Annotated in this window: 17 protein-coding genes and 1 other RNA gene; 15 read left to right on the top strand and 3 right to left on the bottom strand. The window is 63.1% G+C overall.

All coding sequences use genetic code 11. From position 1 onward, the window contains the following. Positions 1-160: 160 nt before the first annotated feature. Positions 161-1,522: a serine hydrolase domain-containing protein gene (locus tag SINAR_RS0121480; RefSeq protein WP_028000981.1), complete on the top strand. Its 1,362-nt coding sequence runs from the start codon at positions 161-163 to the stop codon at positions 1,520-1,522. Positions 1,523-1,552: 30 nt separating this feature from the next. On the opposite strand, the gene SINAR_RS0121475 is transcribed toward SINAR_RS0121480, so the two are convergent. The 3 genes from SINAR_RS0121475 to SINAR_RS0121465 form a co-directional block, all read right to left on the bottom strand. Beyond that, positions 1,553-2,548 carry a lytic transglycosylase domain-containing protein gene (locus SINAR_RS0121475; RefSeq protein WP_028000980.1) on the bottom strand — a complete coding sequence of 332 codons (996 nt, stop codon included), beginning with the start codon at positions 2,546-2,548 and terminating at the stop codon, positions 1,553-1,555. 131 nt (positions 2,549-2,679) lie between these two features. After that, positions 2,680-3,315 (bottom strand): LysE family translocator, encoded by a 636-nt coding sequence (locus SINAR_RS0121470; RefSeq protein ID WP_028000979.1) that lies wholly within the window; start codon positions 3,313-3,315, stop codon positions 2,680-2,682. Between the two features lie 134 nt (positions 3,316-3,449). After that, on the bottom strand, positions 3,450-4,664 hold the full coding sequence (locus SINAR_RS0121465; RefSeq protein WP_028000978.1) for a pyrophosphate--fructose-6-phosphate 1-phosphotransferase: 1,215 nt from the start codon (positions 4,662-4,664) through the stop codon (positions 3,450-3,452). A gap of 353 nt (positions 4,665-5,017) precedes the next feature. Here SINAR_RS0121465 and SINAR_RS0121460 point away from each other — a divergent pair, with 353 nt between their 5' ends. From SINAR_RS0121460 to ftsW, 14 genes are all read left to right on the top strand, one after another. After that, on the top strand, positions 5,018-5,725 hold the full coding sequence (locus SINAR_RS0121460) for a J domain-containing protein (protein WP_028000977.1): 708 nt from the start codon (positions 5,018-5,020) through the stop codon (positions 5,723-5,725). Next, entirely contained in the window at positions 5,722-6,486 is a 765-nt protein-coding gene (locus SINAR_RS0121455) for a peptidoglycan recognition protein family protein (protein ID WP_028000976.1), read from the top strand. The genes SINAR_RS0121460 and SINAR_RS0121455 overlap by 4 nt, the downstream gene beginning before the upstream one ends. A 226-nt stretch (positions 6,487-6,712) precedes the next feature. Further along, the gene (locus tag SINAR_RS0121450) at positions 6,713-7,252 is read left to right on the top strand and encodes a lytic transglycosylase domain-containing protein (RefSeq protein WP_028000975.1); all 540 of its coding nucleotides are present in this window, start codon (positions 6,713-6,715) and stop codon (positions 7,250-7,252) included. Between the two features lie 121 nt (positions 7,253-7,373). Beyond that, positions 7,374-8,561, top strand: a complete 1,188-nt coding sequence (locus SINAR_RS0121445; protein WP_028000974.1) for an NAD(P)/FAD-dependent oxidoreductase — start codon at positions 7,374-7,376, stop codon at positions 8,559-8,561. Between the two features lie 71 nt (positions 8,562-8,632). Then, positions 8,633-9,030: RNase P RNA component class A (gene rnpB / locus SINAR_RS1000000134750), an RNA gene on the top strand. 413 nt (positions 9,031-9,443) lie between these two features. Next, positions 9,444-9,884: a division/cell wall cluster transcriptional repressor MraZ gene (mraZ, locus tag SINAR_RS0121440; RefSeq protein WP_028000973.1), complete on the top strand. Its 441-nt coding sequence runs from the start codon at positions 9,444-9,446 to the stop codon at positions 9,882-9,884. Between the two features lie 14 nt (positions 9,885-9,898). Next, on the top strand, positions 9,899-10,924 hold the full coding sequence (rsmH, locus tag SINAR_RS0121435) for a 16S rRNA (cytosine(1402)-N(4))-methyltransferase RsmH (protein WP_028000972.1): 1,026 nt from the start codon (positions 9,899-9,901) through the stop codon (positions 10,922-10,924). Positions 10,925-10,930: 6 nt separating this feature from the next. Further along, positions 10,931-11,329, top strand: a complete 399-nt coding sequence (gene ftsL / locus SINAR_RS0121430) for a cell division protein FtsL (RefSeq protein ID WP_028000971.1) — start codon at positions 10,931-10,933, stop codon at positions 11,327-11,329. Continuing rightward, positions 11,329-13,077: a peptidoglycan D,D-transpeptidase FtsI family protein gene (locus SINAR_RS0121425; protein ID WP_028000970.1), complete on the top strand. Its 1,749-nt coding sequence runs from the start codon at positions 11,329-11,331 to the stop codon at positions 13,075-13,077. The genes ftsL and SINAR_RS0121425 overlap by 1 nt, the downstream gene beginning before the upstream one ends. 166 nt (positions 13,078-13,243) lie before the next feature. Then, the gene (locus SINAR_RS0121420) at positions 13,244-14,704 is read left to right on the top strand and encodes a UDP-N-acetylmuramoyl-L-alanyl-D-glutamate--2,6-diaminopimelate ligase (protein ID WP_028000969.1); all 1,461 of its coding nucleotides are present in this window, start codon (positions 13,244-13,246) and stop codon (positions 14,702-14,704) included. A gap of 1 nt (position 14,705) precedes the next feature. Beyond that, complete coding sequence (locus tag SINAR_RS0121415) at positions 14,706-16,139, top strand: UDP-N-acetylmuramoylalanyl-D-glutamyl-2,6-diaminopimelate--D-alanyl-D-alanine ligase (RefSeq protein ID WP_028000968.1); 1,434 nt, start codon at positions 14,706-14,708, stop codon at positions 16,137-16,139. Positions 16,140-16,379: 240 nt separating this feature from the next. Then, entirely contained in the window at positions 16,380-17,480 is a 1,101-nt protein-coding gene (mraY, locus tag SINAR_RS0121410; RefSeq protein WP_028000967.1) for a phospho-N-acetylmuramoyl-pentapeptide-transferase, read from the top strand. Positions 17,481-17,486: 6 nt separating this feature from the next. Continuing rightward, positions 17,487-18,878, top strand: coding sequence for a UDP-N-acetylmuramoyl-L-alanine--D-glutamate ligase (gene murD, locus SINAR_RS0121405; RefSeq protein ID WP_028000966.1), 1,392 nt, complete (start codon positions 17,487-17,489; stop codon positions 18,876-18,878). A gap of 58 nt (positions 18,879-18,936) precedes the next feature. After that, positions 18,937-20,091: a putative lipid II flippase FtsW gene (gene ftsW, locus SINAR_RS0121400; protein ID WP_028000965.1), complete on the top strand. Its 1,155-nt coding sequence runs from the start codon at positions 18,937-18,939 to the stop codon at positions 20,089-20,091. The last annotated feature ends 1 nt before the right edge of the window (position 20,092 follow it).

The raw sequence follows: 20,092 nt of genomic DNA, 5'->3' as shown, positions 1-20,092 counted from the left end.
TCGTTATCGCTACGACGGGCACGGGAACGAGAGTGGAAAAAGCGTGCGCCAGATCCAATATGCAATTGTCTTGTGCAGCGGTCGCGCGAAGCTGCTGTAGCACTTCGATCGGCTGCATGTTTCGTCGCAGGGACACGCAATCGGAAGCAGGAGGGCGGGAATGAAGGGTCTGCTGAAGACGCTCGGCGGCTTGGCGGTTGCGGCAGTTGCTGGCTTCGTCGGCTGGCTGGCGCTGTTTCCGCCCGAACTCCTCAAGGTGGGCGACGGCTACGCCGCCAAAATTGTCTGCTCCAATGTATTCCTTGCGCGGCGGGATCCGCAGGAGGTTCTGGCGGAAGATGTCCAGGCGCCCGGGCATCCGCTGCTCAAGCTCGTGCGCGTTTCCGTCGACCGCGAAGGGCAGAGCGTTACCGCGCGTATGCTGGGCTTTGCCGCACCCGCTCGGGCCGTCTACCGTCCCGGCCGGGGATGCGCCAATGTGAGCGGAGGCAGCGCCGAGGCGATCGCGGGAACGCGCGGGACGGGGGCTGCAACGGCGCCTCTCGCCGTCGATCCGAACGTCAACTGGCCGGACGGGGGCAAGTCTCAGATCGATCCGAGCATCCAAATGCTGATCGAAGACCCGGCCCTGGCGGGGCCGGGTCTGCGCGCGATCGCAGTCGTCAGGGACGGCAGGCTGGTCGCCGAAACCTATGCGCCAGGATTCGACCGGAACACACCCTTGCTCGGCTGGTCGATGACGAAGTCCGTGACGGCGGCCATCATCGGCCTGCGCATTGCCGATGGGCGGATGGATCTGGCCCGGACCAATCTGATGGCCGAATGGAGCGGCGACGCGCGGGCCCGCATCAAGCTTGCCGATCTTCTCGCGATGCAGAGCGGCCTCGCATTCAACGAGGATTATGGCGACGTCACGGACGTGACGCGCATGCTCTATCTGGAAAGCGACATGGCCGGCTTCGTCGCCTCGAAGTCGCTGGCAGCGCCTCCGGGCACAAAATTCGCCTATTCGAGCGGCACGAGCAATCTTCTGTCCCGCCTCTGGATGCAGACATTCGACGATCCGGCCGAGGCGCTCTCCTACCCGCGCGAGGCGCTCTTCGCCCCGCTTGGGATGACGAGCGCCGTGATGGAGACGGATGCGAGCGGTACCTTCGTGGGCTCCTCCTACATGTATGCGTCGGCGCAGGATTGGGCGCGATTTGCCGAATTTCTGCTGCAGGACGGGAGCTGGAAGGGGAGGCGGCTCCTGCCGGAAGGTTACGTGTCCTTTATGCGCACGCCCTCGTCGGCTTCCGGCGGCGACTACGGCTCCGGCCAGGTCTGGCTCCAGGAAAATGGTACTCGCGCCGGAACGGCAAACTTTCCGCCCGACACGTTCTGGATGCTTGGGCATGACGGGCAGGCGATCATGCTCGTCCCCTCGCTTCGTCTGGCGGTCGTACGCCTGGGGCTGACACCGTCGCGCCTCGGCTACGACGTGCAGAAGCTGAATGCGAGGATAATCGATGCGCTCGACTGAGTGAGGTCATGGACCCACCGCTCTTTGCGCTCACCTCATATTCAGCTCGTCCAGCATCCCCTTGCGTTTGGCATGGTAATAGTAGCCGCTGGCATAGAGCTTCACCGCGCCGTCGTGATGGTTGTCGGCAACCATCCACGCGCCGCGCAGGTATTTGGTCGCGTATTTCAGGTTGGTTTCCGCATCGAAGAGGCCTTCGGCCGGCCCGTCGTAGCCGAGGCCTCTGGCGGTGTTGTAGCGAATCTGCATCAACCCGTAATTGCCTTTGCTATAGGCGCGCGGATTGTAATTGCTCTCGCGCTTGACCACCCGATGTACGAGCTCCAGGGGAAGACCGTTCAGATCTGCATAATATTTGATCAGCCGGTCCAGCTCGGGCCGCGAGCTCGTCGGTGTTTTTGACGGCTTCAGCGAATCGGGGATGACGCTTGCGACGGCGCCGACTGCCGTGCCGATCATACCTGTCTTCGGGCGCTCCGTCGGAACGATCATGCGCTTGGCGACAAGCGTCTCGAGACCGACCGGCTCGCCGGTGTCGAAATCCGACTCCCAAGAGGCGGCGACCCCGATGACGGGGGCGGCCTGTTCGGCAGCCGTCTCAGGAGCTGGCGACGCGGCTGCCCGGGAGAGATCTGCCGAGGCGGGTGCCGCCATGGCCACGTCGAAGGCCTGGGCGGGCTTGGCCGCCGGTACGGCTACCGACTGGGGTGCGGCGAAGGCAAGGGTCGTGTCTGTCGCCGGTGTCACCGCTTGGGAATTCGACGCTGCGGCGGCACCTGCCGGCACCGCCGACGCACTCTGCGCCGCCAGCGCAGCCGACGTGCTTTCCGTTGCACCGATCGGTGCGGGCAGCGCATAGGCCGTCGTTTCCGTTCCGGGCTTCGGCAGGGGCGTGACCGTCTGCACGGCCGTTAACTCCGCAAGCGAGGTATGCTCGACCGTAGAACATCCGGAAGCAACGGCCAGGGACATAAGGGACACGGCGGCAAGTGCCCGCTTCGAAAGGGGAGTACGGAAATTCGCCATGCTGTCACTTTCGTGCTTCTGGGCCCCGTAGCCCCTGCAAATCAGCGGTTGCCACCCGCTGCGCTTGAATCTCCATTAACCTATGCCGCCGGTTGCGGCAAGCGCGCGAGCGGCATTTCAGGAAGGGTGTTTCACGAAGCGGCGCGCTTGAGTCCGGCCGTCAGCAGGCCGGCACCGATGAGCAGCGATCCCCCGGTACGGTTGACGATGCGCCGTATCTTCGGCTTGCGGATCGTGCTTCCGGCAGCGGCGGCGAGCCAGGCATAGAGTGTCGCGTTGATGGTTGCGAGTATCAGAAACGTTGCCTCGAAGATCGCCATCTGCGCGAAAAGCGGCCGCGAGAGGTCGAGGAATTGCGGCAGGAAGGCCACGAAGAAGAGAATGCTTTTCGGGTTGAGTGCGGTCACCGCATAAGTGTGGATGAAGATCCGCAGCGGTCTTTCTGCCGGGCTCGTTTCAAGGGTGCTCCCGCTGTCGCTGCCGACGGGCGCCTTCCAGAGCTTGATGCCGAGCCAGACGAGATAGGCGGCGCCGATCCACTTCAGCACGGTGAAGATCGCCGCCGAGGTCGCGAGCAGGGCGCCGAGGCCGAGCATCGACGCGGTCATTGCGGTGAAATCGCCAAGAGCGACACCGGCTACGGTCGCGCCTGCGATCCTGCGCCCGTGGCCGAGCGCGTAGGAGATGACGAGAAGGATCGTGGGTCCGGGAATCGCAAGCAGCACCGCCGACGCGGCGGCGAAGGCGAACCAATGTTCGAAGGACATGAGGGCTCCGCGGTTGAATGGCTTCTGAAGAGGAGGGAGCCACGGCGGAGCGCGGCCGTCAACTGCTGTCGAGGCCGAAGCAACGGGGAACGGTCCGCCGTTTCAGGAAACTGCGAACCGTCCCACGTGATTCGTCAGTCGGCGGTCTGCCATTTCTGGCCGACGACTTCCATGACCTCGCCGAACCACTTCACGGACGTGTCGAAATGCTTTCCACCCTTGATGCGCGGGAACTCGATCGTGCGCAGCCGCCCGCCCTGGTCCTCGTCGTGACCTGTCACGCCGGAGGTCTTGCTGAGCGCGCTCTCGACCGCCAGGTCGACCATGCTCTGGATGAGACGCAGATCGTCGGCATTGGCGGGTGCGGAGCGGGCATAGTAGCCGGACTTCTGCACCATGGAGCGCTCGGCGCCGAGGAGTGCCGCAAACTGCTTGGAGAACCAGTTGCCGACGTTGATCGTATCGATCTTCACGTGTCCGAACGCGTCGCGCTTGACCGTTTCGCCGGCGGCCTCCCGTTCGGCGACGATAGCGTCGAGGCACGCGCCTTCGCTGACGAACAGTGTGACGAAGCCGGCGCGATCCATCACTTCGCGCAGACGCTCGGCTTCAGCCTCGAGATCGAACTTCATCTCGGGGAGGTAGAGGCCGTCGATGTTCTTCAGCTGTGCGTTCATCATGAAGCCGTCGACATATTCCTTGTTGCCGGCCAGCTGGATATAGGCGCGCGCGGTTGCCGCAGTCAGCCAGCCGCAGTGGCGGCCCATGACCTCGTGAACCACAAGGGTGCGCGGCGCGGCGCTCTGCTCATTGCTGACATGGTCGAAGAAGCGCGCGCCGTATTCGGCCGCCGTCCAGGCGCCGAGCGTCTGGCGTATGGGCACCACGTCATTATCGACCGTCTTCGGCAGGCCGACGACCGTCAGGTCGTAGCCGTTGGCGCCGAGATAGGCCGCGAGATCGGCCGCGGTGGTGTTGGTATCGTCGCCGCCGATCGTGTGCAGGATGCTGATGCCGTCGGCCGCGAGCCTCTCGGCCGCGACGCGCAGCGGATTCTCGCCTTCCTTGACCAGGCCGCGCTTCACGCAATCGGCGGTGTTGGTGAGCTTCACGCGGCTGTTGCCGATCGGCGATCCGCCGTGGCGGTGGAGCACATGCGCCTTTTCGCGCATGGCCGGGGTGATTTCGATCCGGTCGGCGAGAAGCAGGCCTTGATAGCCGGAACGATAGGCCACGAGCTCATAATCCGGCGCGATGTCCGTGTAGCGTTCGATCAGGCCGCCGACAGCGGATGAAAGGCACGGCGCGAGCCCGCCCGCCGTCAGCATTGCGACTTTCTTCTTGGCCATGGGTCCTCCTCGGGATTTTCGGCACGACGCGATCGTCTTGGGAACAATCGCGTTCTAAAATCCTTGCCTTAGATCAAAGATAACCGTGGTCTAACGCAATTCCGATGGAAATTAAATGACACGCCTGTGGATGGCCAAAAAGTCGCAAGCCGCTTGCGGCAGCTGGAATGCGCAGGCATAGCTGCGAAGGTCATATAGCCTCCTCCAGGAATTCGATTGAGATTTGCGGCGATATGAATTATTGAGGGGCCATCACAAATTCGTCATCCATGACGATTGATGCGGCTCTGCCGCTTGCAAATCGCCACCACATAAGATCATGCTCGCGTGGTGGACAGGGAACAATCGCACTCATGTCATTTTGGGACAGCCTTCTCAAAATCGTCACGACCACGGGTAATGCGCTTACAGGAGTGGTCGAGGCGGTCCGGACGCTCTTCGAAGGAGATCCGGAAACCCGGCGAAAAGTCGCCTTTTCGGTCGCCATGATCGCCCTTTCGGCGAAAATGGCGAAGGCCGACGGCATCGTCAATGAGGCCGAGGTGAGCGCCTTTCGCGACATCTTCAAGTTTCCGGCGGACCAGGCGAGGAACGTCGCCCGTCTCTACAATCTCGCCCGCCAGGATGTGGCGGGATACGAGGCCTATGCGGAGAAAATGGCTTCGCTCTGCTCCTCCTGCGAACGAAATTGCCCGATTCTCGAAGATATCGTCGACGGGCTCTTCCATATCGCCAAGTCCGACGGGGCCGTGCACGAGAAGGAACTTGCATTCCTGCGGCGGGTGGCCGAGATCTTCAGGATGGACGACGAACATTTCGGGCGCATCATGGCGCGCCACGTTCACGACGACGATCGCGATCCGTACCAGGTCCTCGGCGTCTCGCCCAAAGATGACTTTTCCGCGATCCGCAGGCGCTATCGCGTTCTCGTTTCCGAGAATCATCCCGATATGCTGGTGGCGCGGGGCGTGCCGGAGGAGTTCCACGCGATCGCCAACGACCGCATGGCCGTGCTCAACGCCGCCTATGAGGCCATCGAAAGGGAACGCCGCGCGGCATGACGTCGAAGACCTGCGATTTTCCCGGCGCTCGGTTCGTGCCTTCGCCCAATCACGGCGAGCGTGCCGGCGGGCGCGGGCCGGACATGATCATCCTTCATTATACCGGTATGCAGACTGCGGCTTCCGCGCTCGACTGGCTTTGCCGCGAGGAAAGCCAGGTCTCCTGCCATTATTTCGTCGACGAAGAGGGGCGCATCGCCCAGCTGGTGCCGGAAGAACGGCGGGCCTGGCACGCGGGCAAAGGTGTCTGGAAAGGCGAGACGGATGTCAATTCCAGCTCTATCGGGATCGAGATTGCCAATCCCGGTCATCCGGGCGGCCTTCCGGACTTCCCTGACGCGCAGATCGACGCGGTCGCCGAATTGTGTCTCAATTGTGGCGAACGCTGGCAAATCGCCCCCGAAAGGGTGCTTGCCCACAGCGATATTGCGCCGATTCGCAAGGTTGATCCTGGAGAAAATTTTCCTTGGGATGTGCTTTTTCGTCGCGGGGTCGGGCACTGGGTGGAGCCGGCGCCCGTAAGGGGCGGCCGCTTCTTTCAGCGCGGTGACCGCGGCCAGCCCGTGGAAGCACTCCAGTCCATGCTTTTTCTTTATGGTTATGGAATTGAAATAACAGGCGATTTCTGCCCCAGGACGGAAGGGGTGGTTGCCGCATTTCAGCGTCATTTCCGACAATCGCGAGTGGACGGCATCGCCGACGCTTCTACTATCGATACGCTGCACCGTCTGCTCTCAGCGCTGCCAAATCTCAACGCCTGAACGGCGATTTTTCTCCGCCCTAAATTAGCGCCCGGTTGTTTTTTGCGCACGATTTTGTCGCCCTGCCACATGTTTACCATGATGCGCCGGTCATTTCCGCAGCATCAACTGCAGGAGATGTGGCCTCGAGCGCGGCACTCTTGTCAATGAAAACGATCGGGAAATTCGATCGTCGCGGTGGGGTGCGCCGCGCGATCGGTTCCCCAGACCGGAGACTTCAAACTAAATGAGAATAGCGTCTGTTGCTGCGGTGGCGGCATGCCTTGGCATGTTCTTCGCCGGGATGGGTACGTCGTATGCGGGGGGCATCGACAAAACCGTCAAGACTTCTGCGATTCCGTCGGTGACCAGAACGACGGGCTATCCGAAACCGGACCTCAAATTGCCGCGCGGCTCCCAATTCACGATCCTCATCCAGTCCTATGCCAAGCAATACGGCGTTCCGGTCGATCTGGCCCACGCCATCGTCGAAGTCGAGAGCAACTTCGATGCCAAGGCGCGCGGCAGTGCCGGCGAAGTCGGCCTGATGCAGATCAAACCGGCCACGGCCCGGATGATGGGCTATTCCGGCTCGATCAAAGACCTCTACGATCCTGAGACCAATATCAAATTCGGCATGAAATACCTGGCGAAGGCGCAGGAGCTTTCCGACGGCACCACCTGCGGCACCATCCTCAAATACAATGCCGGCCATGGCGCCAAGCGAATGAATCCCGTTTCGAAGCGCTATTGCGGCAAAGTCAAGAACATCCTGGATTGGTTGTAATCCAGAAAGTGTGCCGGATGGGTCTCGCGTTCCGGCATATTGTTGATTATTGAAAGGAATTCGGTGCGGCAGCCAAAACGGCATGCTATTCCGGTTGCAATGCGAACGACCGGAGATAGTTATGTCGGAAAGCGTTGACGTCGTCATCGTTGGCAAGGGCATGATGGGCGCGGCGGCGGCTCGTCACCTTGCAAGGGCAGGCGCCGATGTCGCTCTCATCGGCCCCGATGAACCGGAGGACTGGGCGAACCACGGCGGCGTTTTCGCGAGCCATTACGACAATGCCCGAATCACCCGCACCATCGACGACGATCCGTGTTGGGCGCGTCTGGCTCGTCGCTCGATCGATCGCTATCCGGAAATTGCACAGGAGAGCGGCATCGAGTTCCATTTCCCCGTCGGCTGCCTGATCGCGGCTCCCGTTCCGGGCGGCACGTTCGATTATCTCGAGAATGTCGAGCGTGCCCGGAACAGGCTCGGCGTCGAGGCGCCTCTGCTCCTTGGCGAGGAACTTGCCGGGCGGTTTCCCTGGTTCTGCTTCCCGCAAGGCTATGCCGGGATCCACGAGGCAGGCGGCGCAGGCTACATAAATGCACGTTTGCTCGTCCGGGCGCAGACGATCGCCGCCGAGAAATCCGGTGCGAGGGTGATCCGCTCGGAGGTGGTCTCGGTCGAAGACGGTTCCGATCACGTCGTGGTGAGGACGATCGACGGGCACCTGGTTCGGGCCGGTCGCGCCCTGGTGGCCGCGGGCGGCTTCTCGCTTTCGCAGGCGCTTCTCCCACGGCCGATCGATCTCACAGTGAAGGCGCGCACCGTGCTTTTTGCCGAAGTCGGCGCGGACGATCTCCCCTCCTATGCGGGCATGCCGTCGCTGATCGGCGCCGCGCCGGAGCAGGAGAGAAGCTATTATCTGTTGCCGCCGGTTGCCTATGCCGATGGCAAACACTACATAAAGATCGGCGGCGATCCGATCGACCGGATCCTTGCCAGCGAGCCGGCGATCAGGGACTGGTTCCGAAGCAGCGCCAACGCCGAAGCAGCCGAGCACTTGCGCGCACTGCTCGCCGAGACGATACCGGAGCTGAAACCCGTTTCGATGCATTATTCGCCTTGCGTCACGGCGTTTACGCGGCACGGCTATCCTTACATAGGCTTCGCAAGCGACCGCATCGCCGTGCTCACCGGCGGCAATGGCCAGGCTGCCAAGAGCTCCGACGAGATCGGCAGGCTCGGCGCTGTGCTGGTGGCGGGCGGTCGGCTCGAGGCGGACGAGTACGAAACGGACTTCGCGGTCGCGTATCGCTAAGTAACCGCAGGACCGTGCGGCAGCGCCGATTTCTCTGGCGCTTGCTGCCCCGGTCGTTTAATGAGCCTCTGCCAGTTGGCCGGGCAGCCGCGCCTCGCAAGTGCCGAAAGGCCGCGGGGGGAGGAAAGTCCGGGCTCCACGGAAACACGGTGCCGGATAACGTCCGGCGGGGGTGACCCCAGGGAAAGTGCCACAGAAAGCAGACCGCTCCGCTTGCGGAGTAAGGGTGAAAGGGTGGGGTAAGAGCCCACCGCGGCCATGGCAACATGGACGGCACGGCAAACCCCACCGGGAGCAAGACCGAATAGGGACGACACGGGTGCGCAAGCGCCCAGCCGGTTTCCAGGCGCGTCGTCCGGGTGGGTTGCACGAGGCTGCGCGCAAGCGCAGTCCCAGATGAATGGCTGCCACGTTTCGTCTCCTCGGAGGCGAAGCCATACAGAACCCGGCTTACAGGCCAACTGGCTCTTTTCTTTGCCGCTTTCGTCACTTCGGCGGAGCACATCTCCTGAATCCCTCCGCTCCTGCGAATCATTCGCCGAGGCTGGCCGGCCCTTGCCGGCGCGGCTCGTTTTCGCGCGCGATTCCAAGGCATTAGGGTTCGGATCGTAACCCTTTGTTAAACTTAACAACCTATCAATATTTGATCATCCGCAAGGCTGCTGACGAGCTTCTCCCATTGACGCCCATTTGGTCCCATGTTATCCCATAATGGTACTGCGCAAGGGCCATGCAATGGCCCGCCATCGCGAAATTCGAGGCTTCCGTCGATGGAAGGATCAGGCGGACACGCATGTGTCCGGCGGGGGATCCGTGCGCGGTGCGAGTGTATGTACGGGCCGATGATGATGGTCCGTCAGTCGGGGGCGGCCGTTTCGCGTCATGAACCGCTTCTTGTCAAATGTTACGAACCGGATCGATGCCAAGGGGCGGGTCTCCGTCCCTTCGGCCTTTCGTGCCGCGCTTTCGGAGGCGGGGGTGCGGGAGTTATACTGTTTTCAGGACTTCGTCTTTCCGGCGATCAGCGTCGGCGGGCCGGAGCTTCTGGACCGGTTCGAGAAGCAGATGGCCGCCGAGGATCCGTTTTCGGATGCGGCCAACGAGATGTCGCTCCTCGTGCACGGCGGCGGCGTCTATGTGAAGCTCGACCCGGAGGGCCGGCTGATGGTGACGGATTTCATCCGCGACTACACCGGCATCTCGAACGACGTGACCTTCGTCGGGCGGGGCGATCATTTTCAGCTCTGGGAGCCGCAGGCGTTTGCAAGGGCGCAGGCGGAGGCCAGGGAGGGGCGCAAGCGACGGGGGCTGCGTTCGCAATAGAGTGGAGAGGCGGAATGGTGACGGATCAAGGCGGCGGAACTTCTGAAGCCGACGGCGGACCGGTTCGTCACATTCCCGTCCTCTTGACGGAAGTTCTCGCAGCGCTCGATCCGGCTCCCGGAAAGATCATTCTTGACGGTACCTTCGGGGCGGGCGGTTACACATCCGCCATTCTCGACGCAGGTGCCGACGTCATCGCGCTCGACCGCGATCCGACGGCGATCGCCGCGGGGCAACCCATGGCGAGTGCCAGCGGCGGGAGGCTCAGGCTCGTTCATTCCCGTTTTTCCGAGCTGGCCGAGCAAGCTCCTGCAGAAGGACTGGACGGCGTCGTGCTCGACATCGGCGTCTCTTCGATGCAGATTGACGAGGCGGAGCGTGGCTTTTCCTTCCAGAAGAAGGGGCCGCTCGACATGCGCATGTCGGCCACCGGGGTCTCCGCCGCCGATGTCATCAATCGCGCGAAGGTTTCGGACCTCATTCGCATCTTCGGCTTTCTCGGGGAGGAGAAGCAGGCCGGGCGTATCGCGCGCGCCATCGAGAAGCGCCGGGCCGAGGCTCCTTTCGAGACCACGCGCGATCTCGCCAATCTCATCGAGACGGTGACGCCGCGCAAGGCCAAGGACAAGATTCACCCCGCAACGCGCGTCTTCCAGGCGCTGCGCATCTTCGTCAATGACGAACTGACCGAGCTCGCCAATGCGCTTTTTGCGGCCGAACGGACCCTGAAGCCTGGTGGCCGGCTTGTCGTCGTCACCTTTCATTCGCTCGAGGACCGGATCGTAAAGACGTTTTTCCAGGACCGCTCCGGCAAGGCGGGCGGTTCCCGGCATCTGCCGCTGGTGACGGCGCGCGCCGCAACCTTCACGCCAGCCGGCAAGCCTATGGTCGCTGCGAGCGAGGAAGAGGCGTCCCGCAATCCTCGGGCCCGGTCCGCGAAGCTGAGAGCCGGCATCCGTACCGAGGCTCCCGCGCCGGGCGCCGACCTTTCGATTTTCAATCTGCCGGAACTGGCGAGTCTTGCAAGGCTGGGGGGCTAGGAGACGATGCTCAGAACGCTCGATATTGTCCTGATCGTCATCATGACGGCGGCCGCGACCGTCACCTACACGATCAAGCATAAGGCAGAGAACAAGCTCGAAGAGGTGCGCAGGCTCGACGCGGCGATAAAGCTCGAAGAGGACACCATCGATCTGCTCAAGGCCGACTGGGCGCTTCTGACGCAGCCGAACCGGCTGGAGAGGCTTGTGACTGTCTTTGCCGCCGACCTGCAGCTTGCGCCGACCCCATCGACGCAGCTTGCGCGACCGGAGGAGCTGCCGATGCTGAAGGCCGATCTGCCTCCGTCGGAAGAGGATAAGAAGGCCAAGGACAAGAAGGCGGTCGACAATATCGCTGCGGTCATCGAGGCCGATAAAATCGCAACAGGTTCGGTGGCGCGCTGATGTCGTTTCTTTCTCGTATCATGGTGCTGAAGAGCAAGGCGCATTTCTCGGCCGGCGGCAATAATCGCCCCGCCGATAGCGGGCTCAACGTCACTTTCGAAGGAACGCGCAAGAAGAGCGCGAGCCGGGCGAAGAGCCGGGTCGCGATCATCATCGCCAGTTTCGGCGTCGTTTATGCGGTCATCGGAGGACGCCTCGTCCAATACGGTCTCGCGCAGCCGGAAACGGTTTCCTCGATCGGCCGCGCCGATAGTCTCATGGCGTCGCGCCCGGATATTCTCGACCGCAACGGCGAAGTTCTCGCGACCGATATTCGGACCGTCTCGCTCTACGCGGAGCCCCACAAGATCGTCGATGCCGACGAGGCGGTGGAGCGATTGGCAACGGTGCTCCCCGATCTCAACGCGCGCGAAATCTACAACAAGCTCAAGTCGAATTCGCGCTTTCAATGGCTGCGCCGTCAGCTGACTCCGAAGCAGCAGAGCGACATCCTCGCGCTCGGCATTCCCGGCATCGGCTTCCGCCCGGAGAAGCGGCGCTTTTACCCGGGCGGGCCGACCGCCGCCCACATTCTCGGTCACGTCAATATCGACAACCGCGGCGTCGCCGGCATGGAACGCTATATCGACGATCAGGGGCTCGCCGACCTTGCCGCCATCGGCATGACCAGCGATGCCAAGCTGGAGCCGGTCAGGCTTTCGATCGACGTGCGCGTGCAGAACATTGTGCGCGACGTCATCGACGCGGGCATGAAGAACTACCAGGCGATCGCCGCCGGCGCCGTCGTGCTCGACGTCCATACCGGCGAAGTTCTGGCGATGGCCTCCGTCCCGGACTACGATCCGAACAGACCTGCGGAAGGCGCCGAAGAGGGCTGGATGAACCGCATGTCGAACGGCACGTTCGAGATGGGCTCCACCTTCAAGACCTTTACAATCGCCATGGGCCTCGATTCCGGAAAGGTGACGCTCAACGACAGTTTCGATGCGACCGCGCCGATCCGCATCGGCGGCTTCACCATCAAGGACTTCCACGGCAAGCGCCGCGTGCTGACGGTGCCGGAAATCTTTCAGTACTCCTCGAATATCGGCACCGCCAAGATCGCCGACCTGATCGGCATTCCGGGCCACAAGGAATTCCTCACCCGAATAGGCCTGCTGACGCGGCTTCCGACCGAGCTGCCGGAAGTCAAGGCGCCAAGCCAGCCGCGCGAGTGGAAGAAGATCAACTCGATCACGATCTCCTTCGGCCACGGCGTCTCGACCACGCCGCTGCAGACGGCGGTGGCAGGCGCTGCGCTGGTCAATGGCGGCAAACTCATCCCTCCCACCTTCCTGCCGCGCAGCGAGGAGGAGGCGAGCGAACTCGCAAGCGCGGTGGTCAAGAAAAGCACCAGCGACGACATGCGCTATCTGCTTCGCTGGAACGGCATCGCCGGTTCGGGCAAGCGGGCGCTCGTTCCGGGCTTCAATGTCGGCGGCAAGACCGGCACGGCCGACAAGGTCGTCAATGGCCGCTATGCCAGCGACTTGAACTTCAATGCCTTCCTTGCGGCGTTCCCGATCGACGATCCCAAATACATGGTCCTCACCTTTATCGATGCGCCGAAAACCGGCGAGGGTGGGGGGCGCACCGCCGGCTCGAATGCCGCTCCGATGGTCCGCGACATCATCAGCCGCTCCGCTCCGCTGCTCGGCGTCGAGCCAAAATTCGGAGAAGACGGTTCTGCCTTGCTTGTGTCTTATTGACCGTGAAATGAAAGTGCGGACGATTCGCGATTCCGCTGCATGGCTCCCTGAACCGGAGTGGATACAAGGACGAGACCATGCTGCATTCAATTTGTTGCAGCGACCTTTATGCGTCTGAAAAGACGCGCGGCGCTGTTAGATCATATCGATGTGAGACGTGCAGTTCATGAAAATCACGGACCTGGCGGGATCGAATTTCCCAGAACTTTCGGCGCAGCTGAAGGGCGGTGCCGCGACTATCGAGATCGGCGGCATTACGGCCGATAGCCGGCAGGTCAAGCCCGGCGATCTCTTCGTCGCGGTCGCCGGATCGAAGACGGACGGGGCTGCTTACATAGCAGACGCGCTGTCTCGCGGCGCTTCGGCGGTCGTCGCCGGGGCCGGCGTCCAGGCAGAGGCGGGTACGCCTGTCTTTTCGATTTCCGAGCCGCGCCGGTTTCTGGCAAAGGCGGCGTCCAGCTTTTACGGACGCCAGCCGGAGACGATGGTGGCGGTCACGGGTACGGCGGGAAAGACATCCGTCGCCTCCTTCACCCGGCAGATATGGGCGCATAGCGGCTTCTCGGCGGCGATGATCGGCACGACGGGCGTGGTGGCGCCCGGCCGCACCGAATACGGCTCGCTGACGACCCCTGACCCGGTTTCCCTGCATAAGCTGCTGGCCGACCTCGCCGACGAAGGCGTGACCCATGCGGCAATGGAGGCTTCGAGCCACGGCCTGGACCAGAGGCGGCTGGACGGGGTCAAGCTCGCCGCCGCCGCCTTTACCAATCTCGGCCGCGACCACATGGATTACCATCCGACCGTCGACCATTACATGGCCTCGAAAATGCGCCTTTTCGGAGCGCTCCTGCCGAAGGGTTCGCCGGCGGTGATCTTCGCGGACGACCAGTGGTCCGCCGAAGCGGTCGCCGCCGCTCGCAGGGCGGGCCACGATGTGCGCACCGTCGGGCGCAACGGCGATTTCATCTCCCTGAAACGTGTCGAGCATTTCCGCCACAAGCAGTCGGCGGAAGTTCATGTCGGCGACGACATCTACGAAGTTCACGTGCCGCTGGCCGGTGATTTCCAGATCGCCAACGCGCTTGTTGCCGCCGGGCTCGCAATGTCCACCGGGATCACCGCGAAGGCGGCTTTCTCGGCCCTGGAGAGGCTGCAGGGGGCCTCCGGCCGGCTCGAACTCGTGGGACAGACGAAGGATGGCGCGCTTGCCTATGTGGATTACGCCCACAAACCGGACGCACTCGCAAACGTGCTGGAATCGGTGCGTCCCTTTACCACCGGCCGTGTCGTGGTGGTTTTCGGATGCGGCGGCGACCGGGACAAGGGCAAGCGCCCGATCATGGGCGAGATCGCCAGCCGCCTTGCGGATGTCGTCATCGTCACCGACGATAACCCGCGCTCGGAAGTGCCGGAAGTGATCCGTGCCGAAATCATGGCAGCGGCCAAGGGGGCCACGGAAATCGGGGATCGCGCCGAGGCGATCCGCGCGGCCGTTGGCATGCTGAAGACCGGCGATACGCTGATCGTCGCCGGAAAGGGGCATGAAGAGGGGCAGACGATCGGATCCGTGACGCTGCCTTTCTCCGACCACGCGGAGGTCCGCAAGGCACTGGGAGGTCTTTGATTTGAACTGGCTCTGGACAAGCAGCGACCTTCTGGCCGCGATGAACGGCCGCCCGGTCGGGAACCTGCCGGAAGGTATCACCGGCATTTCGATCGACAGCCGGACGATCGGCGATGGTGAGGCCTTTTTTGCGATCAGGGGCGATCGCGTCGACGGTCACGATTATGCCGGCATCGCGCTTGCAAACGGAGCCGCGCTCCTTGTCGTCAGCGAAGCGAAGCTGCCGGCGCTCGGGCGGCTGATCGCCCCGATGATCGTCGTCGACGACGTGCTGGAGGCGATGATCCGGCTCGGTTGCGCGGCACGCGATCGCAGCGCGGCGAAAATCATTGCCGTCACGGGTTCGGTGGGCAAGACCACCACGAAAGAGATGCTGAGGCACGTGCTGTCGCCGCTCGGCCGGGTCCACGCCTCCGTCGCGTCCTTCAACAATCACTGGGGCGTTCCGCTGACGCTTGCGCGCATGCCGGAGACGACGGACTACGGGGTCTTTGAGATCGGTATGAACCATGCGGGCGAAATTCGGCCGCTGACACGCATGGTTCGTCCGCATGTGGCGGTTGTGACCAGCATTGCCGCCGCCCACCTCGGCAACTTCTCGAGCCTGGACGAGATCGCGGCGGCCAAGGCCGAAATTTTCGAGGGAGTCGTCAGCGGCGGCCATGCGGTCATCAATCGAGACAGTGCGCAGTACGAACTCCTCGAAAAGGCGGCTGCGGCGGCAGGGGTCAGCCATGTTCATTCCTTCGGCGCAAATCCGAGATCGGAATTCCGCCTGGCGGAGTTCGCCGGTGGAGCGGAAGGCTCGGTGCTCTGGGCCGGCGTCGGAGGCAGGACCCTTGAAATCGCGATTGGGGCACCCGGGCGCCACATTGCCGAGAACGCTTTGGCGGCGATAGCCGCGGCGACGCTGGCAGGCGCGGATACCGATCGCGTGATCGCGTCATTTGCGACCATGCGGCCGGAAAAGGGCCGGGGGCTGCGGCATCGACTCGGGATCGGCGGCGGGCACCTGACGCTGATCGACGAGAGCTATAACGCCAATCCCGCCTCGATGCGGGCGGCGATCTCCCTTCTCCGCGATGCCGAGCCGTCGCGCGGCGGGCGCCGCATCGCCGTTCTCGGCGACATGCTGGAGATGGGCGAACATTCGGCCGCGGTACATGCGGCGCTGGCGAGGCCCATTGTCGAGGCGGGTATTGCCGATGTCTGGCTGGCGGGACCCGAAATGGCGCATTTGCGCGAAGCTCTGCCGCCGGAGGTATCCGTCGTCCATCGAGACCGGGTGGACGATCTCACGGCCTACGCCGTTGGCGCGGTTGCGCCCGGCGACGTCGTGATGGTCAAGTCTTCGAAAAGCACCGGCTGCGCAAAGATCGTCCAGGCGCTGCTCGACGCTTATCCGCAGGAGACGGCCGGAGCGGGGGAAGTATAGGGGCGTCGCCACCGCTGCAGTTGCCCTGAACCGGAACCGATTTGGGGAAGACCGTGCGGCAACGGAAAGTGCAGCGGCCGCTTTTGTGCGCGCGAAAGGGCGCAAAGCGCGGCAGTGCCGGTGGATACGGCCTTCGGCCAGGGGAAATGGCCTAACATAGTCGAACGCAAGCGGGTATCTTCTGGCAGATGATTCTGTTGGACGACGTCCTGTTATAAACTTCTGGGGGAAAGGTCCCTTATGCTGATCTGGCTTGTGGAACTGGCGGACCACTTTCAATTCTTCAACCTCTTTCGCTACATCACCTTCCGCACGGGTGCGGCTCTCTTCACCTCTGCCTTGATCGTGTTCCTGTTCGGCCCCGCCATGATCGCCTCGTTGCGCATCCGCCAGGGCAAGGGTCAGCCGATACGCGCCGACGGCCCCCAGACGCACTTCAAGAAGGCCGGGACGCCGACCATGGGCGGGTTGATGATCCTGACCGGCATCGTGGTGTCGTCGCTGCTCTGGGCGGATCTATCCAGCATCTATGTCGTATCGACGCTTCTGGTGACGCTCGGTTTCGGCGCCATCGGCTTCTACGACGACTATCTCAAGGTGACGAAACAGTCGGACAAGGGCTTCTCCGGCAAGGCACGGCTCGGCATAGAGTTCGTGATCGCCGCCGTCGCCGTCTTCTTCATGATGCGGGCGGCGCTTTCCGCAGGGGCGGCCGGCTCCACCTTCGGCTCGTCGGTGACCTTTCCCTTCTTCAAGGACCTGATGCTCAATCTTGGCTATTTCTTCGTGCTGTTCGGCGGTTTCGTCATCGTCGGCGCAGGAAATTCCGTAAACCTGACCGACGGTCTCGACGGGCTCGCGATCGTGCCTGTCATGATCGCCTCGGCCGCCTTCGGCCTGATCTCCTATCTCGCGGGCAATGCGGTCTTCGCCAACTACCTGCAGATCCATTTCGTGCCCGGCACCGGCGAACTCGCGGTGATTCTCGGCGCCGTGATCGGCGCGGGGCTCGGCTTTCTCTGGTTCAATGCACCGCCCGCCGCAATTTTCATGGGCGATACGGGTTCGCTTGCGCTCGGCGGTCTGATCGGCACCGTAGCCGTCGCGACCAAGCACGAGATCGTGATGGTCATCATCGGCGGGCTCTTCGTCATCGAAACGCTGTCGGTCATCATCCAGGTCTTCTGGTTCAAGCGCACCGGGCATCGCGTGTTCCTGATGGCGCCGATCCACCATCACTTCGAGAAGAAGGGCTGGACGGAAAGCCAGGTGGTGATCCGTTTCTGGATCATCGCAGTCATCCTTGCGATGGTCGGCCTCTCCACGCTGAAGCTGCGGTGAGCCGCGATGATCCCGGTCACCTCATTCAAGGGCAGGAAGGTCGCACTCTTCGGGCTTGGCGGTTCGGGACTCGCGACGGCTCAGGCGCTCGTTTCGGGCGGAGCCGATGTCGTGGCGTGGGACGACAACCCTGACAGCATCGCCAAGGCTGCCGCGGCCGGAATAGCCACCGCTGATTTGCGCGGCGTGGACTGGCATGCCTTTGGCGCCTTCGTGCTTTCCCCCGGTGTCCCGCTGACGCATCCGAAGCCGCACTGGAGCGTCGATCTCGCGCATCAGGCCGGCGTCGAGATCATCGGTGACGTGGAGCTCTTCGTGCGTGAGCGGCGCAAACACGCGCCCGATTGCCCCTTCATCGCCATCACCGGCACCAACGGCAAGTCGACGACGACGGCGCTGATCGCCCATATCCTCAGGACAAGCGGGCGGGACACGCAGCTCGGCGGCAATATCGGCACCGCGGTGCTGACGCTGGACCCGCCGCAAGCGGGGCGCTTCTATGTCGTCGAATGCTCATCCTACCAGATCGACCTTGCGCCCACGCTCGACCCGACGGCCGGGATACTGCTCAACCTGACGCCGGACCACCTGGATCGCCACGGCACGATGCAGCACTATGCGGACATCAAGGAGCGCCTGGTGGCGGGGAGCGGAACGGCGGTGGTTGGCGTCGACGACAGCCTATCGAGCCTGATCGCGGATCGGGTGGAGCGGGCGGGAACAAAGGTCGTGCGTATCTCGCGCCGCCACCCGCTTGCCGAAGGCATCTATGCCGAAGGATCGGTGCTGATGCGTGCGGAAGACGGGGCATCGTCGCTGTTTACCGATCTCGCGGGCATCCAGACGCTGCGCGGCGGGCACAATGCCCAGAATGCCGCGGCTGCGATCGCCGCCTGCCTGGCGGTCGGCATTTCCGAGAAAGATATCGTGGACGGGCTCCGAAGCTTTCCGGGGCTCAAGCACCGGATGCAGCCGATCGCGAAGAAAGGCGAGGTCGTCTTCGTCAACGACAGCAAGGCGACCAATGCCGAGGCCGCAGGCCCGGCGCTTTCGAGCTACGACCGCATCTACTGGATCGCCGGCGGCTTGCCGAAGGAGGGCGGCATCGCGTCGCTGGCGCCGTTCTTCCCGAAGATCGTCAAGGCTTACCTGATCGGAGAGGCGGCGCCCTCCTTCGCGGCGACGCTCGGCGAGGCGGTGCCTTACGAAATCTCCGGTACTTTGGAAAAGGCGGTTGCGCACGCGGCAGCGGATGCGGCGCGGGACTTGCAGGGTCCTGCGGCCGTGATGCTTTCCCCGGCTTGCGCAAGCTTCGACCAGTACAAGAACTTCGAGGTGCGCGGAGATGCCTTCGTCGGCCATGTGGCGGCCCTCGAGGGCGTGAGCATGCTCATCTGACGGCTTCGACCGGGTAGTGGACGTTGGCGCGGTACGCGCCGGGAAAGGGGACAGACTGATGGTAAGCCGAGCCGAACGTGGCCCCGTGGCCGACTGGTTCTGGACGATCGACAGGTTTTTTCTCGCCGCCTTCATCCTGCTGATGGGCGTCGGCTTCATGCTGTCCTTCGCCGCAAGCCCGCCGGTCGCCGAGCGGCTCGGGCTCGACAGCTTCCATTTCGTCAAGCGCCATGCACTCTTCCTCCTGCCGTCGCTGGTGGTGATGGTCGGCATCTCCTTTCTTTCGCCGCGGCAGGTGCGGCGTACGGCGATCATCCTGCTCGTCATCTCGGTCGGGATGATGGTGCTCGCCCTGTTCTTCGGCCAGGAGGTCAAGGGTTCACGGCGCTGGCTGTCGCTCGCCGGCATTTCGATCCAGCCCTCGGAATTCATGAAGCCGGCCTTTGTCGTGGTCTGTGCCTGGCTTTTCGCCGAACATGCACGGCAGCCGGAAATTCCCGGCAATCTGCTTTCGATCCTCCTCTTTGGCATCGTCGGGGCGCTCCTCGTTGCCCAGCCCGACCTCGGCCAGACGATCCTTACGACCGTGGTCTGGGGCGGCATGTTCTTCATGGCGGGCATGCCATGGCTCTGGATCATCGTGCTCGCGTCGGTGGCCGTAGGCGGGTTCTTCGCCGCCTATTCCGTCCTGCCCCACGTCGCAGGCCGCATCGACCGGTTCCTGACCGGCGAGGGCGATACGTTCCAGGTGGACACAGCCCGCGAGGCGATCATTCGAGGCGACTGGTTCGGCCGCGGCCCGGGTGAGGGCGTGGTGAAGCGCATCATTCCGGACAGCCATACGGACTTCATCTTCTCCGTCGCCGCGGAGGAGTTCGGCATCGTCTTCTGCATGGTCATCGTCGTGATCTTCGCCTTCGTGGTGATGCGCGGCCTCAATCATGCCTTCCGCGAGCGCAATGACTTCAACCGGTTCGCCGTTGCCGGGCTCGTTCTGCAGATCGGTATCCAGTCGATGATCAATATCGGCGTGAATCTCGAACTGCTTCCGGCGAAAGGCATGACGCTGCCGCTGATTTCCTATGGCGGTTCGTCGATGGTGGCGATCTGCGTGACGGCGGGTTTCATTCTGGCACTGACGCGTCATCGGCCGGAGAAACGGGCCGTCGAGCGCAGCCTCTTTCGTTCGGGTGTCGGGGTGCCGGCGGAGTAAG

It is taken from the genome of Sinorhizobium arboris LMG 14919 (assembly GCF_000427465.1).
GTDB lineage: Bacteria > Pseudomonadota > Alphaproteobacteria > Rhizobiales > Rhizobiaceae > Sinorhizobium > Sinorhizobium arboris.
This window is presented reverse-complemented; position numbering and strand designations above follow the sequence as displayed.